16 protein-coding genes are annotated in these 13,985 nt (G+C 64.4%); 13 read left to right on the top strand and 3 right to left on the bottom strand.

Going from position 1 to position 13,985, the window contains the following annotated elements:
- The first annotated feature begins 74 nt into the window (after positions 1-74).
- From MRBLMU1_RS11235 to motD, 3 genes are read left to right on the top strand one after another with little or no spacing between them, the layout of a single operon-like run.
- Positions 75-806 (top strand): RNA polymerase sigma factor FliA, encoded by a 732-nt coding sequence (locus tag MRBLMU1_RS11235; protein ID WP_315218699.1) that lies wholly within the window; start codon positions 75-77, stop codon positions 804-806.
- Positions 788-1,534 carry a flagellar motor protein gene (locus MRBLMU1_RS11230; RefSeq protein WP_363501060.1) on the top strand — a complete coding sequence of 249 codons (747 nt, stop codon included), beginning with the start codon at positions 788-790 and terminating at the stop codon, positions 1,532-1,534. Before MRBLMU1_RS11235 ends, MRBLMU1_RS11230 begins: the two co-directional genes overlap by 19 nt.
- Position 1,535: 1 nt before the next feature.
- Positions 1,536-2,330, top strand: coding sequence for a flagellar motor protein MotD (motD, locus tag MRBLMU1_RS11225; protein ID WP_363501057.1), 795 nt, complete (start codon positions 1,536-1,538; stop codon positions 2,328-2,330).
- A 118-nt stretch (positions 2,331-2,448) separates the two neighbouring features.
- On the opposite strand, the gene MRBLMU1_RS11220 is transcribed toward motD, so the two are convergent.
- The 3 genes from MRBLMU1_RS11220 to flgA form a co-directional block, all read right to left on the bottom strand.
- Positions 2,449-2,919: a flagella synthesis protein FlgN gene (locus MRBLMU1_RS11220; RefSeq protein ID WP_363501054.1), complete on the bottom strand. Its 471-nt coding sequence runs from the start codon at positions 2,917-2,919 to the stop codon at positions 2,449-2,451.
- A gap of 7 nt (positions 2,920-2,926) precedes the next feature.
- Positions 2,927-3,241: a flagellar biosynthesis anti-sigma factor FlgM gene (flgM, locus tag MRBLMU1_RS11215; RefSeq protein ID WP_363501051.1), complete on the bottom strand. Its 315-nt coding sequence runs from the start codon at positions 3,239-3,241 to the stop codon at positions 2,927-2,929.
- Positions 3,242-3,347: 106 nt separating this feature from the next.
- Complete coding sequence (gene flgA, locus MRBLMU1_RS11210) at positions 3,348-4,109, bottom strand: flagellar basal body P-ring formation chaperone FlgA (RefSeq protein ID WP_363501048.1); 762 nt, start codon at positions 4,107-4,109, stop codon at positions 3,348-3,350.
- Positions 4,110-4,282: 173 nt separating this feature from the next.
- Here flgA and flgB point away from each other — a divergent pair, with 173 nt between their 5' ends.
- The 10 genes from flgB (at position 4,283) to flgK (ending at position 13,970) form a co-directional block, all read left to right on the top strand.
- Positions 4,283-4,708 (top strand): flagellar basal body rod protein FlgB, encoded by a 426-nt coding sequence (flgB, locus tag MRBLMU1_RS11205; RefSeq protein ID WP_363501045.1) that lies wholly within the window; start codon positions 4,283-4,285, stop codon positions 4,706-4,708.
- A gap of 2 nt (positions 4,709-4,710) precedes the next feature.
- Positions 4,711-5,118 (top strand): flagellar basal body rod protein FlgC, encoded by a 408-nt coding sequence (flgC, locus tag MRBLMU1_RS11200; RefSeq protein ID WP_363501042.1) that lies wholly within the window; start codon positions 4,711-4,713, stop codon positions 5,116-5,118.
- A gap of 36 nt (positions 5,119-5,154) precedes the next feature.
- Positions 5,155-5,865, top strand: a complete 711-nt coding sequence (locus MRBLMU1_RS11195; protein ID WP_363501039.1) for a flagellar hook assembly protein FlgD — start codon at positions 5,155-5,157, stop codon at positions 5,863-5,865.
- A 24-nt stretch (positions 5,866-5,889) separates the two neighbouring features.
- On the top strand, positions 5,890-7,446 hold the full coding sequence (locus MRBLMU1_RS11190) for a flagellar hook protein FlgE (RefSeq protein ID WP_363501035.1): 1,557 nt from the start codon (positions 5,890-5,892) through the stop codon (positions 7,444-7,446).
- 26 nt (positions 7,447-7,472) lie between these two features.
- Positions 7,473-8,213 (top strand): flagellar basal-body rod protein FlgF, encoded by a 741-nt coding sequence (gene flgF, locus MRBLMU1_RS11185; protein ID WP_363501032.1) that lies wholly within the window; start codon positions 7,473-7,475, stop codon positions 8,211-8,213.
- Between the two features lie 81 nt (positions 8,214-8,294).
- On the top strand, positions 8,295-9,077 hold the full coding sequence (flgG, locus tag MRBLMU1_RS11180) for a flagellar basal-body rod protein FlgG (protein ID WP_090322427.1): 783 nt from the start codon (positions 8,295-8,297) through the stop codon (positions 9,075-9,077).
- A gap of 10 nt (positions 9,078-9,087) precedes the next feature.
- Positions 9,088-9,744, top strand: coding sequence for a flagellar basal body L-ring protein FlgH (locus MRBLMU1_RS11175; RefSeq protein WP_363501027.1), 657 nt, complete (start codon positions 9,088-9,090; stop codon positions 9,742-9,744).
- A 7-nt stretch (positions 9,745-9,751) separates the two neighbouring features.
- Positions 9,752-10,924 (top strand): flagellar basal body P-ring protein FlgI, encoded by a 1,173-nt coding sequence (locus tag MRBLMU1_RS11170; protein WP_363501024.1) that lies wholly within the window; start codon positions 9,752-9,754, stop codon positions 10,922-10,924.
- A gap of 12 nt (positions 10,925-10,936) precedes the next feature.
- Positions 10,937-11,926 carry a flagellar assembly peptidoglycan hydrolase FlgJ gene (gene flgJ / locus MRBLMU1_RS11165; protein ID WP_363501021.1) on the top strand — a complete coding sequence of 330 codons (990 nt, stop codon included), beginning with the start codon at positions 10,937-10,939 and terminating at the stop codon, positions 11,924-11,926.
- A gap of 85 nt (positions 11,927-12,011) precedes the next feature.
- Positions 12,012-13,970 carry a flagellar hook-associated protein FlgK gene (gene flgK, locus MRBLMU1_RS11160; protein WP_363501018.1) on the top strand — a complete coding sequence of 653 codons (1,959 nt, stop codon included), beginning with the start codon at positions 12,012-12,014 and terminating at the stop codon, positions 13,968-13,970.
- Positions 13,971-13,985: the final 15 nt, after the last annotated feature.

The raw sequence follows: 13,985 nt of genomic DNA, 5'->3' as shown, positions 1-13,985 counted from the left end.
GGAGCGGCGTGGCGAAGATCTTGGCGCATAGCTAACTATCAATGAACTATAAATAAGAATACAAACATCAGGCTATGTACACGGTCAAAGGGAAAGCGGACAAGAATTCTTTGCTGACGGAGCATATGCCGTTGGTCAAGCGCCTTGCCCATCACATGAAGGCGAAACTGCCGCCCAGCGTCGAAGTCGACGATCTGGTGCAAGCCGGGATGATCGGCCTGCTCGACGCCATCAGCCGCTATGAGGAAACCCATGGCGCCCAGTTCGAGACCTATGCCGTGCTGCGCATCCGCGGCGCCATGCTCGATGAACTGCGCAACAGCGACTGGCTGCCGCGTTCCATGCGCCAGAACATGCGCAAGATCGAGACGGCGATGAGCACCCTGCAGCAGCGCCTGGGCCATCCGCCGACCGAGTCGGAGGTGGCCAAGATGCTCAAGCTGTCGCTGGCCGACTACCAGGAGATGCTGTCCGACGGCGGCGGCCACCAGCTGGTGTACTACGAGGATTTCCACGACGACGACGGCAACGACAGCTTCCTCGACCGCTACTGCTCGGACGAGGAGAGCGACCCACTGCGCTCGCTGCTCGACGGCGACTTCCGCCAGGCCGTGATCGACGCCATCGACGCGCTGCCGCCGCGCGAGAAAATGCTGATGGGGCTTTACTATGAAGAGGAGCTCAACTTGAAAGAAATCGGCGCCGTGATGGGCGTGTCGGAATCGCGCGTATCGCAATTGCATACGCAGGCCGTCGCGCGCCTGCGCGCCTCGCTCAGGGAGAAGTCGTGGACTGGGCCAGTGTAATCGGGGTGCTGCTGGCGCTGGCCGGCATCGCCGTCGGCCAGACGATCGAGGGCGGCAAGCTCTCGTCGCTGCTGCAGCCGGCCGCCTTCGCGATCGTCGTCATCGGCACCTTCGGCGCCGTGCTGCTGCAGACCAAATTCCGCACCTTCGTGCGCGGCGTGAAGATGCTGCGGCTGGTGTTCGCGCCACCCAAGGACACGCGCGCCGCGCTGGCGCGCGACATCAACGCCTGGAACCTGGCCGCGCGCCGCGACGGCCTGCTGTCGCTGGAGCGCTACATGCTCGCCTCCAAGGACAAATTCAACACCAAGGGCCTGCGGCTGATCGTCGACGGCATCAATCCGGACAAGCTGCGCCAGCTGCTCGACACCGAGATCACCGCCTACGAGACCGAGGAGCGCCAGGCGGTGCGGATCTGGGAGTCGGCGGCCGGCTACTCGCCGACGATCGGCATCCTGGGCGCCGTCCTGGGCCTGATCCACGTGATGGAAAACCTCACCGACCCGAGCAAGCTTGGCGCGGGCATCGCCGTGGCCTTCGTCTCGACCATTTATGGGGTCGGGCTGGCCAACCTGTTCTTCTACCCGGTGGCCAACAAACTCAAGGCCATCGTCACGCAAGCCGTGCACCAGCAGGAGATCGCCGCCGCCGTGTTCTACGACATCGCCACCGGCGACCACACGCGCGTCATCGACGAGCGCATCGCCACCTTGCTGCGGGAGCACTGACATGCAATACCGGTACCGGCGCGCGCGCAGGAAGTTCGACGAGGAAGTGGAGAACCACGAGCGATGGCTGATTTCCTACTCCGACTTCATCACGCTGCTGTTTGCGTTCTTCGTCGTGATGTACGCGATCTCCTCGGTCAATATCGGCAAGTACAAGGTTTTCTCCGACGCCTTGGGCGACGCCTTCGGCGGCGCCGGCTCGGCCGAACCGATTAACACGCAGGTGCAAAACCTCCCCATCCCCAATCCGGGCCTGAAGCGCCGCACCGAAATGCTGCGCAAGGAAAAAGAGCAGATGACCAAGCTGGCGCAGGACTTGTTGTCCACCTTGGCGCCGCTGGTCAAGGAGGGCAAGGTGCGGGTGACGCAGAACAGCCGCGGCGTCAGCGTCGAGATCAACGCCAGCGTGCTGTTCGATCCGGCCGAGGCGCGCTTGACGGCCGACTCGGTCGAGGCGCTGCGCGCGGTCGCCGCGCTGCTCAAGGACGACAGCCACAACGTGCAGGTCGAGGGCCACACCGACAATCTGCCGATCAGCACTTCGCTCTATCCATCGAACTGGGAATTGTCGGCGGTGCGCGCCAGCAGCGTGGTGCGCCTGTTCATCGACTCGGGCGTGGCGCCGACGCGGCTCACGGCCGTCGGCTTCAGCTCGAATGTACCGGTGGCGCCCAACGACAATCCGATCGGCCGCGCGCGCAATCGCCGCGTGGCCGTCACCATCCTGTCGGGCATTCCCGACACGGTCACCGAACTGCCAACGACACCAGTTCCGGCTCCGGCCCCGGCGCAATAATCAAAAACACTCTAAAACACGTAGGGCGGATTAGCGAAGCGTAATCGGCCATGCCCGCGTCCACGCGGCGCAGGCGGAAAGCGCGCCGCAAGAAAACCGTACTAAAAAGGGAAGGAGGTCAGCCGGCCAAAAAGCCGCGGCTACGCGGAATCGTGCTCGACATCCCGCTGGCGCTATAGAAATTATTCGCGCCGGAAGACAGGGGCTGCAGCGCCTGAAGCGCGCCCTGGGTATGGCCCATCTGCTTGTTGATCAACATGCCGTTGATGCGGTTCAGTTCCTTGGCCTCGCGCGTGTGCTCGAGCAGCAGTTTCCACGACTGGGCGATCTGGTCGTCGGCGCTGGCGGCGATCCAGTCCTCCATGCCCGACTCCTGCGCCGGAAAACCGGCCTTGCCCAGGGCGCGGTGGCGCTGGGCCGACAACAAGGTCATCTGCGCGATGAGCGCGGTTTTTTTCGCCGTGACGGCCGGCAGGCCGTCGATCTCCGCCGTCACCAGCAATTGCTGCTCCTGTTTGAGCAGCTCCAGCAGCGTAGCCATGATCTGCGCTTCTTCGCGCAGATTGTTGAGCGGGGTGACGGTTGACATGACTATCCTATCGTTTTCTTGAGTGCAGCAGATCCTTGACTGTATCCAGCAAGCCATCCGCTACTTTTTCCGAGTTGACCTGGAACTGGCCGTCGGCGATGGCCAGCTTGATGCGCTCGACTTTTTTGGTGTCGAACACGCCGCTGCCGGCGCCGGCAGCGCTGGCCGCCATGGCCTGGCCCTGGGGCGACAGGCGCACACTTTCCGAGCTGGTCGCGGTCGGCGCCGGCGCAGCCTTGTCCGCGCCGCGCGCGGTCGGAGCTGGAGCTGCGTTCGACGCCGGCAAGCCGGTCGTGTTCTTTAATGTATCGTTGATTTTCACAGCATCATCCTTCTCTGGTTGGGGCATAAAGCCCCGGGATCTGAGTAATTAACGGCGCCGGCTGTGAAAACTTTAGCCTTGCGCGTCATCAGAACCCGGCGTTCGCTCAAAACGCCACCTCCACCAGTCCGCCTGCCTTGGCGATTCCGGTGATTTGTTGCCCACCGGAAGTTTTAACTTGTACCACCTGGCCGTCACCGGCCGTGCCCATGGCGCGCGCCTCGGCCGACACGCTGAAACCGGAGCCGCTCGACACCAGCCGCACCAGCTGTCCGGACTGCACCACCGGCTTGGTGCGCAGGGTGTCGATCCGCATCGGCGTGCCCGGCGGCAGTGAACTATTGCTGCTGCGGCCGACCACCTGGCCGATGTCTGTGGCTATACCTGCTGGCAACATTGTCAAATCGCCCTTGAGCATCACCAACTGGCCCGCCTCGATGGCCTGGCCCTGGGCCAGCGGCGCGGCGCTGGCGACGTACTCGCCGATGACGGTCACGCTGGCTTGAATATATACCGTCCAGGCCGACGGTGTCGCACAGCGCACGCCGACGGTGGTCTTGCCCCAGGCGCGCGCGCCTGGCATGAAGAAGGCTTGCGGCGCGGGGCAGGGGGCCAGGCTCATGCGCGGGTCGATGGCGCCCACGGCAACCGTCACCTGGCCCGGCAGGCCGCCGGTCTGCACCTGCAGGAACTCTTCCACGGTGCGCTTGAGGGCGGCGCGGTCGTGGTAGGCGGCCTGGCGCGGCTGGGCTTGTTGACCGGCCTGCTGAGTCTGTTGGGCCTGCGCGGACGCCGCCGTCGCCGACAGCAGGGCGATGGCGGCGAACCGGGCGGCGGATTGTATGGGTTGGATCAGGCGTGATGTCATGGCGTAGGTTTCCCCTTCAATGTTGCCATCATAGTCCGGCGGGCCCGACTTGAAAGCTTGAATAGCGCGGAAAAGCGGGTGCTTCTCTGTCGATGGTTCACTGAGGCAACTACGTATGATGAATCCTGTCATAACAAGTTCGTCCACTGTTTGGGCGGTATCCGGAGGTTGTCATGCTTGGTAAACTCGACGATTACATGCGCTTTAACGAAGCCGCGCTGAGCCTGCGCTCGCAGCGGCAGACGGTGTTGGCGTCCAACATCGCCAACGCCGATACGCCCAATTACAAGGCCCGCGACGTCGATTTCGGCAGCGCGCTCAAGGCCGCGCTGGACAAGGCCAGCCCGAGCGCGAACGCCACGCTCAAGACCACGGCCACCAAGCATTTCCCCAACCCCCAGCAAACCGGTGGAACACTGGCCGACGGCACGCCGTTGTTGTACCGCGGCGTGGTGCAGGGCGCCGTCGACGGCAACACGGTCGACATGGACGTCGAGCGCAACCAGTTCGCCGACAACGCCATCCGTTACGAGGCCGGCGTCACCATGATCAACGCCCAGATCAAAGGGATGATGGCGGCGATCCAGTCAGGGAACTAATCATGTCACTATTTAAAATCTTCGATGTCTCCGGTTCGGCCATGAGCGCGCAGGCGCAGCGCCTCAACGTGGTCGCCTCCAACCTGGCCAATGCCGACAGCGCCACCAGCGCCAGCGGCGAAGCCTACCGCGCCCGCCAGGTGGTGTTCGAGGCCACGCCGACGGCCGCCGGCGATTCGACCGGTGTGCGCGTGCGCAAGGTGGTCGAGGACCAGTCGCCGATGAAACAGATGTACGACCCCAAGCATCCGATGGCCGACGACAAGGGCTACGTCACCATGCCCAACGTCAACGTGGTCGACGAGATGGTCAACATGCTGTCGGCGTCGCGCTCGTACCAGACCAACGTCGAGACGATGAACGCGGCCAAGTCGCTGCTGGCGAAAACGCTGACCATCGGTCAGAACTAATAACAAGTAACAAGCACACGCACAGAGAGCCCAACCATGGCCACCACCAGCGGCATCATCGACACGCCCAAGGCGTCGACCTTCAACACCACCAACACCGCCAGCAGTAGCACGGCGGCGAACAACGACATCGGCGCGGACCAGGACAAGTTCATGAAGCTGCTGATCACGCAGCTCAAGAACCAGGACCCGCTCAACCCGATGGACAACGCGGCCATGACCAGCCAGCTGGCCCAGCTGTCGACGGTGACCGGCATCAACAAGGTCAACGCCACGCTGGAGTCCTTGCGCACCGACCAGGCCAGCGCGCAGTCGATGAACGCGGTCAGCCTGATCGGCAAGGGCGTGCTGGTGGCCGGCAAGGGCATCGAACTGAGCACCAGCACCGACGCGGCCGGCGTCAAGACCAGCAGCAGCGTGTTCGGCATCGACCTGGCCTCGCCGGCCGAGACCGTGGACATCAGCATCATGGACAAGACCGGCAAGGTGGTGCGCAGCATGGCGATGAAAAACGCCGACGTCGGCACCTACCCGATCACCTGGGACGGCACCATGGACGACAAGACCGCCGCGCCGGCGGGCAGCTACACCTTCAGCGTCAAGGCCGTCTCGAACGGCAAGACGCTCACCGACGCCAGCCAGTTGCAGTTGGCGGCGGTCGCCAGCGTGTCGACCGGCGCGGCCGGCGTCAAACTGAATACCTCGCTCGGCCATTTCACGATGGCTGAAATCAAGGAAGTTTTGTAAGTCTTCACACCATAGGGGAATACCATGTTCCAACAAGGACTGAGCGGCCTGAACGCCGCATCCAAATCGCTGGATGTCATCGGCAACAACATCGCCAACGCCAGCACGGTGGGCTTCAAGAGTTCGCAAGCCCAGTTTGCGGACCTGTACGCCAACTCGCTCAACGGCGTCTCCGGCAACAACGCCGGTATCGGTGTGACGACTTCCAAGATCGCCCAGCAATTCACCCAGGGGAACATCGAGAGCAGCAACAACCCGCTGGACGTGTCGATCAATGGCGGCGGCTTCTTCCGCCTGGTGGTCAACGGCGCGGTGCAGTACTCGCGCAACGGCCAGTTCCACGAAGATAACACCCACACCCTGGTCAACGCCCAGGGCGCGCAGCTGACCGGTTACCTGGCGAACACGGCCGGCGTGATCCAGCTCGGCGCCCCGGTGCCGCTGACCCTGGACAAGTCCGACCTGAAGCCAGTGCAGACCACCACCGCCAACTTCTCGCTGAACTTGAGTTCCAAAGAATTGATGCCGACTAAGAACCCGTTCAACGCCGCCGATCCTGAAACCTACAACAAGCAGACCGTGCTCCCCGTCTACGACAGCCTGGGCACGCCGCACGTCATGACCACGTACTATGTCAAGACCGGCGCCAATACATGGGATGTCTACGCCGGCGCCGACAACAAGGAAGTGGTGACGGCCGGCGTGGTCGCCTCGGTCAACACCAATCCAGGCGCGATCGCAGCGCGCGATGCGTACCTTGAGGCCGTGCGCACCGTGCCGCCGGATCCTACTGCCATTGCCGCCGCCGCAGGCGCTTATGCGGTTGCCGCGCGCGACGCCATGATCGAGGCCGCCAATACCGATCCGGCCGCCGCTACGCCGGAGCAAGTCGCGGCAATTCAAGCCGCTGCCGACAAGCTGGATGCCAATAGCGATGGCGAGATCTACGATATGACCCCCGACCAGATCAACGAAAAACTGGCCGCGGCCGTCCTGGTGCCGGCCGTCAAGGCCACAACCCTGATCTTCGACAGGAACGGGGCACTTAGCCCTACCGCCATGGCAGCGCTGAACCCGCCGCAAACCCTGCCTGTGTCGATCAAACTGCCGATCTTCCCGGACACCGGCGCCGAGCAGCCGATGGAGGTACAAACCACGTTCGACAAGATGACCCAGTACAGCAGCCTTACGAACGACCAGGGCTCGACCCAGAACGGCTATTCGGCCGGCACCTGGCAGCGTTACGCGATCGACGAGAACGGCGTGATCCTGGGCCAGTACAGCAACGGCAAGTCGCGCGCCATGGGTCAGATCGCGATGGCCAACTTCGCCAGCGTCGACGGCCTGACTCCATTGGGCAACAACACTTGGGCGGAAAGTTCGAACTCGGGTCCTCCACAAGTGGGCGTGCCCAACGCCGGTTCGATGGGTTCGCTGCGCGCCAGCTCGGTGGAAACCTCGAACGTCGACCTGACGGCCGAACTGGTCAACATGATCACCGCGCAGCGCGTCTACCAGGCCAATGCGCAGACGATCAAGACCCAGGACGGCATCATGCAGACCCTGGTCAATCTGCGTTAATGCTGAGGCGATAAGGGGAGCGAGCCATGGACCGTCTGATCTACACCGCGATGACCGGGGCGCGGCACGTGCTGGAGCAGCAAGCCACCACGTCCAACAACCTGGCCAACGTCAACACCACCGGCTTTCGCGCGCAGCTCGACAGCTTCCGCGCCGTGCCGGTGGTGTCGGAGGGCTTGCAAACGCGCGCCTTCGTGGTCGATTCGACGGTCGGCGCCGACATGCGCGCCGGGCCGATCCAGACCACCGGCCGCCCGCTCGACATCGCCATCCGCGACCAGGGCTGGATCGCCGTGCAGGCGCCGGACGGTTCCGAGGCCTACACCCGCAACGGCAGCCTCAAGGTGAGCGAAAACGGCCTGCTGCAGACCGCCGGCGGCCAGACGCTGATCGGCGACGGCGGCCCGATCGCCATTCCGCCGGACGTGACGGTGATGATCGCCGGCGACGGCACCGTCAGCACCGTCTCGACCGACTACCAGCCGGGCCCGTCCAACACCTTGGGCCGCATCAAGCTGGTCAATCCGGACCCCAAGGGCCTGGTGCGCGGCAACGACGGCCTGTTCCGCCAGAAGGATGGCACGCCGGCGCAGAACGATCCGCTGGTGCGCGTGGTCGACGGCGCGGTCGAGGGCAGCAACGTCAATCCGGTCGATTCCATGGTCAATATGATCAGTCTGGCAAGGCAGTTCGAGATGCAAATGAGCCTCTTGAAGAACGCCGAGAATAACGCCGCAAAAGCCACCCAGATCCTCGCTTTGGGTTGATCGCCTCTCCCGCATAATGGTGGTGTGGGATGAGTAGCTGTCGCTTCTGGCCGCTCCCATCCATGCTACGGGAGAAGGAAAATGATACGTTCACTTTGGATCGCCAAGACGGGCATGGAGGCGCAGCAGACCGCGCTCGACGTCACATCCAACAATCTGGCCAACGTCAGCACCAACGGTTTCAAGAAGTCGCGCGCCGTCTTCGAAGACCTGCTGTACCAGAACATCCGCCAGCCCGGCGGCCAATCGTCGCAACAGACCAATCTCCCATCCGGCATGCAGCTCGGTACCGGTGTGCGTCCCGTCGCGATCGAGCGCGTCCACACCCAGGGCAATCCCCAGTCGACCGGCAATGACAAGGACCTGATGGTCAACGGCAACGGCTTCTTCAACGTGCTGCTGCCCGACGGCACCACCGCCTACACCCGCGACGGCTCCTTCCAGCGCGACAACAACGGCCAGATGGTCACTTCCAGCGGCTTCGTGCTGCAGCCGGCCATCACCATCCCGATCACCGCGCAAAGCATCACCGTCGGCCGCGACGGCACCGTCTCGGTCACGCTGCCGGGCCAGGTGGCGCCGCAGCAGATCGGCAGCATCCAGTTGTCGACCTTCATCAACCCGACCGGGCTGGAATCGAAGGGCGAGAACCTGTACGTCGAGACCGGCGCGTCGGGCAATCCTCAAACCAACACCCCGGGCACCAACGGCACCGGCGTGATCCTGCAGGGCTTTGTCGAAACGTCCAACGTCAACGTGGTCGAGGAGATGGTCAACATGATCCAGAACCAGCGCGCCTACGAAATCAATTCCAAGGCCATCACCACGTCCGACCAGATGCTGGCCAAGCTGGCGCAGCTGTAAGGGGCAGACCATGAAACACGCCATCTCCATCCTCGTTATCGCCGCCGCCCTGAGCGGCTGCATGAGCACGCCGACGTCGATCGTCAGCATGCCGATGTCCGCCCGCCCGCTCAACAGCGAGCAACTGGCCGCCAAGCCGAACAACGGCGCCATTTACCAGGGCTCGGCCTTCCGGCCGATCTTCGAGGACCGCCGCGCGCGCCAGGTGGGCGACGTGCTGACCCTGGTCATCACCGAACGCACCACCGCCAACAAGGCCGGCACCAGCTCGGGCAACAAATCCGGCAGCGTCGGCATCGCCTTGCCCAAACCGCTGCAATCGACCTTCGGCAATCCGCTGGCCGTCAGCAACGACACCAAATACGCCGACGGCGACAACCAGACCGCCAGCAACGCCTTCACCGGCACCATGGGCGTGACCGTGGTCGAGGTGCTGTCGAACGGCAACCTGATCGTGGCCGGCGAAAAACAGGTCGCCATGAACAAGGGCGTCGAATTCATCCGTTTCTCCGGCATGATCAATCCCGACAACATCGCCACCGGCAACACCGTGGCCTCGACCGCCGTCGCCGACGCCAAGGTCGAATACCGTACCAGCAGCCAGGTCGACCGCGCGGAAATGGCCTCGATGGCCTCGCGCTTCTTCCAAAGCCTGCTGCCGTTCTGAGGCGAAAATGAGCTCCCCTGTGAACACTTCCGACCTGATTTACGGCCCGCGCCGCCTCGCCAAAGTGTGCAAGCTGGTGGTGATCGTGCTGGCCTTCATCCTGCTGGCGTCGCTGGTGCAGACGGCCCAGGCCGAGCGCCTGCGCGACCTGGCCAGCATCGCCGGCGTGCGCCAGAATCAGCTGATCGGCTACGGCCTCGTCGTCGGCCTCGACGGCAGCGGCGACCAGACCACGCAGACCCCGTTCACCGTGCAAAGCGTGGTGTCGATGCTGCAGCAGCTGGGCGTGAACCTGCCGCAGGGCACCCAGCTGCAATTGAAGAACGTCGCCGCCGTCATGGTCACCGCCTCCTTGCCGCCGTTCGCGCAGCCGGGCCAGACGCTGGACATCACGGTCTCGTCGATGGGCAACGCCAAGAGCCTGCGCGGCGGCACCCTGTTGATGACGCCGTTGAAGGGCGCCGACGGCCAGGTCTACGGCATGGCCCAGGGTAACGTGCTGGTGGGCGGCGTCGGCGTCGCCGCCGGCGGCGCCGGCGGCAGCTCGCTGACCGTCAACCACCTTAGCGTGGGCAAGATTTCCGCCGGTGCAACGGTCGAGCGCGCCGTCGCCTCCAACCTGGGCGAGGGCAACCAGATCAAGCTGGAACTGAACACCGCCGACTTCGCCACCGCCAGCCGCGTGGTCGAGGCCATCAACGAAAAATACGGCGCCGGCATCGCCTACGCGCTCGACAGCCGCGTGATCCGCGTGCAGTCGCCCAGCGGCAGCGACCAGCGCGTCAGTTTCATCGGCACCTTGCAGGACATGCAAGTCAATCCGGCCGAGCAGCCGGCCAAGGTGATCATGAACGCGCGCACCGGCTCGGTGGTGATGAACCGCGCCGTGACGCTCGAAACGTGCGCCATTTCCCACGGGAATATGTCAGTCTCGGTTACCGCCGATCCGCAGGTGAGCCAGCCCAACGCGCTGGCCGGCGGCCGCACCGTCGTCACGCCCAACCAGACCGTCGATATCAAGAAGGATGGCGGCAAGGTCATGATGGTCAAGGGCGGCGCCTCGCTGGCCGAGGTGGTCAAGGCCCTCAACGCCATCGGCGCCACGCCGCAGGACCTGCTGTCGATCCTGCAGGCCATGAAAGCCGCCGGCTCGTTGCGCGCCGAGCTGGAAATTATTTAAGCGGAGCCCGCCATGACCAGTCCCAAGACATCCAATGATCTGAGCAGCAAGTTCGCCCTCGACGTCAAGGACATGGGCGCGCTGCGCCAGTCGGCCAAGGCCGGCGGCGCCGAGTCGCTGAAAACCGCGTCCACGCAGTTCGAGGCGATGTTCGTCAACATGATGATGAAGAGCATGCGCGACGCCTCGCCGCAGGACGGCATGATGAACAGCGAGCAGACCAAGATGTTCACCACCATGCTCGACCAGCAGACCAGCCAGAACATCGCCAAGAAGGGCATCGGCCTGTCCGACGTGCTGATCCGCCAGTTGACCAAGACCGCCGACGCCAAGGCGCTGGCCATCGGCGGCGCCGGCGACAACGCCAGCGGCGCCAACGCGGGCAGCTTCAGCGGCGTGGCCAGTCTGATGGACGCCAAGTTGCAAAAGGCCATCGCGGCTGCCGGCGGCGCCGGCGCGGCCAACGTCATCCCTAAAACGGGTTCGGTTGACGACAACAGCGCCGTGCCGGCGACCGTGATCGGCAACCGCGGCTCGCAGGCGCCGCACGTGCGCAGCTTCCAGGAAAAACTGTCGTCGCACGCCGAGGAGGCCAGCCTGGCCACCGGCATCCCGGCCAAGTTCATGCTGGGCCAGGCGGCGCTCGAGAGCGGCTGGGGCAAGCGCGAGATCAAGGCCCGCGACGGCACCAACAGCCACAACCTGTTCGGCATCAAGGCCGGCGGCGACTGGAAGGGCAAGACGGTCGACGCCACCACCACCGAATACGTCAACGGCAAGGCCCAGACCCGGGTCGAGAAATTCCGCGCCTACGACAGCTACGCCGACAGCTTCAAGGATTACGCGAAATTGTTGTCGAACAACCCACGCTACGAGAAGGTGCTCGCCAGCGGCGGCGACGCCAGCAGTTTCGCCCGGGGGCTGCAACAGGCGGGCTACGCCACCGATCCGCAGTACGCGGCCAAATTGACCAGCATTATCACGCGCTCGCTGGCCGGCTGACCGGTGGCGGCCCGGCGCGCTCAAGCGGCCTATTCAAGTTTTCCGGCGCGCCGCCGTTACCAATAATAACTAAGAGTAAAACATCATGAGTCTTCTGAGCATCGGCAAAAGCGGTCTGTTGGCAGCGCAGGTGGGGTTGGCGACCACCGGCAACAACATCACCAACGCCGGCGTGACCGGTTACAGCCGCCAGGTGGCGATCCAGGTCGATACGCCGACGCAGGACAAGGGCTTCGGGTTCGTCGGCACCGGCACCGAGGTGGCGGCCGTGCGCCGGTACTACGACAACTTCCTCGCCACGCAGCTGCGCAACGCCGAGTCGAACCAGGCCTCGCTCGACGTGTATAACAAGCAGATCAGCCAGATCGACAACCTGTTGGCCGATCCGACCGCCGGGCTGTCGCCGGCGATGCAGGACTTCTTCAACGGCGTCCAGGACGCCACGTCCAATCCTGCCTCGGCGGCGTCGCGCCAGGCCATGCTGTCGAGCGCCGAGTCGCTGGCGGCGCGCTTCCAGGGCATGAGCGCTCGCCTGTCGGAGATCTCCTCGGGGGTCAACGGCCAGATCGTCTCCAACGTCGGCGAGATCAATTCCTTCGCCCGCCAGATCGCCGAACTCAACAATACCATCGCGGGGCTGACCACCGATGGCAAGGCGCCCAACGACCTGCTGGACCACCGCGACGCGCTGCTGACCGAACTGAACAAGCTGGTCAAGACCAGCGTCATCCCGGGCGACAACAACACGTTGACCGTGCAGATGGGCACGGGCCAGCCGCTGGTGGTCGGCAACAAGGCCTTCACCCTGGGCACCTCGACCTCGCCGACCGACGTCTCGCGCGTGACGGTGGGCTACGTGACCGACAACGGCAACTTCAGCCCGCTGCCGGACCGGGTGCTGACCGGCGGCCAGCTGGGCGGCCTGCTGGAGTTCCGCAACGGCGCCATGGACCGCGCGCAAAATTCGCTGGGCCAGGTGGCCGCCGCCATCGCCGTCAGCTTCAACGCCCAGCACCAGCTGGGCCAGGACCAGAACGGGGCCCTCGGCACCGCCTTCTTCGGCCCGATCAACGCCTACGTCGGCTCCAATACGAACAACCTGCCGACCAGCACCGCCAACGTCACCGCCGTGGTGAAGGACGCCAGCGCCTTGACGGCGAGCGACTACAGCGTCGATTTCGACGGCACCAATTTCAGCGTCAAGCGCCTGAGCGACGGTCAGGTCACGCAGATCAACCCGTTCCCGCAGACCGAGCCGCAGGTGATCGACGGCGTGGCCTACACCATCACCGGCACGCCGGCCACCAACGACAACTTCCTGGTGCGCCCGACCTACAACGCCGCCAAGGATTTCGCCGTCGTCATCGACGACCGCACCAAGATCGCGCTGGCCGCGCCGATCTCGACCGCCGCGCCGACCACCAACGCCGGCAACGCCAAGATCACGGCCGGCACCGTCGACGCCAACTACCTGACGCCGGGCAACGCGCTGACGGCGCCGGTGACCTTGACCTTCGACAAGGCCAGCAATTCGCTGTCGGGCTTCCCGGCCGGACAGGACGTGACGGTGACGGTCAACGGCGTGGCCACCGTGTATCCGGCCGGCACGCCGAGCATACCGTACACGGACGGCGCGTCGATCAGCTTCGGCGGCGTCAACCTGGCCATCAGCGGCACGCCGGCCAACCTGGACAAATTCACGGTCGGCCCCAACACCAGCGGCGTGGGCGACAGCCGCAACGGCGCCCTGCTGGCGGCGCTGCAGACCAAGAACACGATGGACAACGGCAACGCCAACTTCCAGACCACCTACGCGCAGATGGTCAACTATGTCGGCAATAAGGCGCGCGAGGCGCAGATCGGCGGCGCCGCCGCCGACGCCGCCGTGGCCCAGGCCACCAACGCCCAGCAGAGCGTGTCCGGCGTGAACCTGGATGAGGAGGCGGCGAATCTGTTACGCTACCAGCAGGCCTATCAGGCGTCGGGCAAGGTGATGCAGGTGGCCAGCCAGTTGTTCGACACGTTGCTCAGTTTGGGCAATTAATATAGACGAGGTAGC

Origin of the sequence: Burkholderia sp. LMU1-1-1.1 (assembly GCF_040675865.1) — a bacterium.
GTDB lineage: Bacteria > Pseudomonadota > Gammaproteobacteria > Burkholderiales > Burkholderiaceae_D > Rugamonas.
Note: the sequence above shows the minus strand (reverse complement) of the source record. Positions and strands in the feature narration are given on the sequence as shown.

Coding starts and splice junctions, on each gene's coding strand:
- flgA (WP_363501048.1), bottom strand. CDS start 4,109: ATGACATCACGCCTGATCCAACCCATACAATCCGCCGCCCGGTTCGCC.
- MRBLMU1_RS11190 (WP_363501035.1), top strand. CDS start 5,890: ATGTTCCAACAAGGACTGAGCGGCCTGAACGCCGCATCCAAATCGCTG.
- MRBLMU1_RS11195 (WP_363501039.1), top strand. CDS start 5,155: ATGGCCACCACCAGCGGCATCATCGACACGCCCAAGGCGTCGACCTTC.
- MRBLMU1_RS11175 (WP_363501027.1), top strand. CDS start 9,088: ATGAAACACGCCATCTCCATCCTCGTTATCGCCGCCGCCCTGAGCGGC.
- flgC (WP_363501042.1), top strand. CDS start 4,711: ATGTCACTATTTAAAATCTTCGATGTCTCCGGTTCGGCCATGAGCGCG.
- flgJ (WP_363501021.1), top strand. CDS start 10,937: ATGACCAGTCCCAAGACATCCAATGATCTGAGCAGCAAGTTCGCCCTC.
- flgB (WP_363501045.1), top strand. CDS start 4,283: ATGCTTGGTAAACTCGACGATTACATGCGCTTTAACGAAGCCGCGCTG.
- flgK (WP_363501018.1), top strand. CDS start 12,012: ATGAGTCTTCTGAGCATCGGCAAAAGCGGTCTGTTGGCAGCGCAGGTG.
- motD (WP_363501057.1), top strand. CDS start 1,536: ATGCAATACCGGTACCGGCGCGCGCGCAGGAAGTTCGACGAGGAAGTG.
- MRBLMU1_RS11220 (WP_363501054.1), bottom strand. CDS start 2,919: ATGTCAACCGTCACCCCGCTCAACAATCTGCGCGAAGAAGCGCAGATC.
- MRBLMU1_RS11170 (WP_363501024.1), top strand. CDS start 9,752: ATGAGCTCCCCTGTGAACACTTCCGACCTGATTTACGGCCCGCGCCGC.
- flgF (WP_363501032.1), top strand. CDS start 7,473: ATGGACCGTCTGATCTACACCGCGATGACCGGGGCGCGGCACGTGCTG.
- flgG (WP_090322427.1), top strand. CDS start 8,295: ATGATACGTTCACTTTGGATCGCCAAGACGGGCATGGAGGCGCAGCAG.
- MRBLMU1_RS11235 (WP_315218699.1), top strand. CDS start 75: ATGTACACGGTCAAAGGGAAAGCGGACAAGAATTCTTTGCTGACGGAG.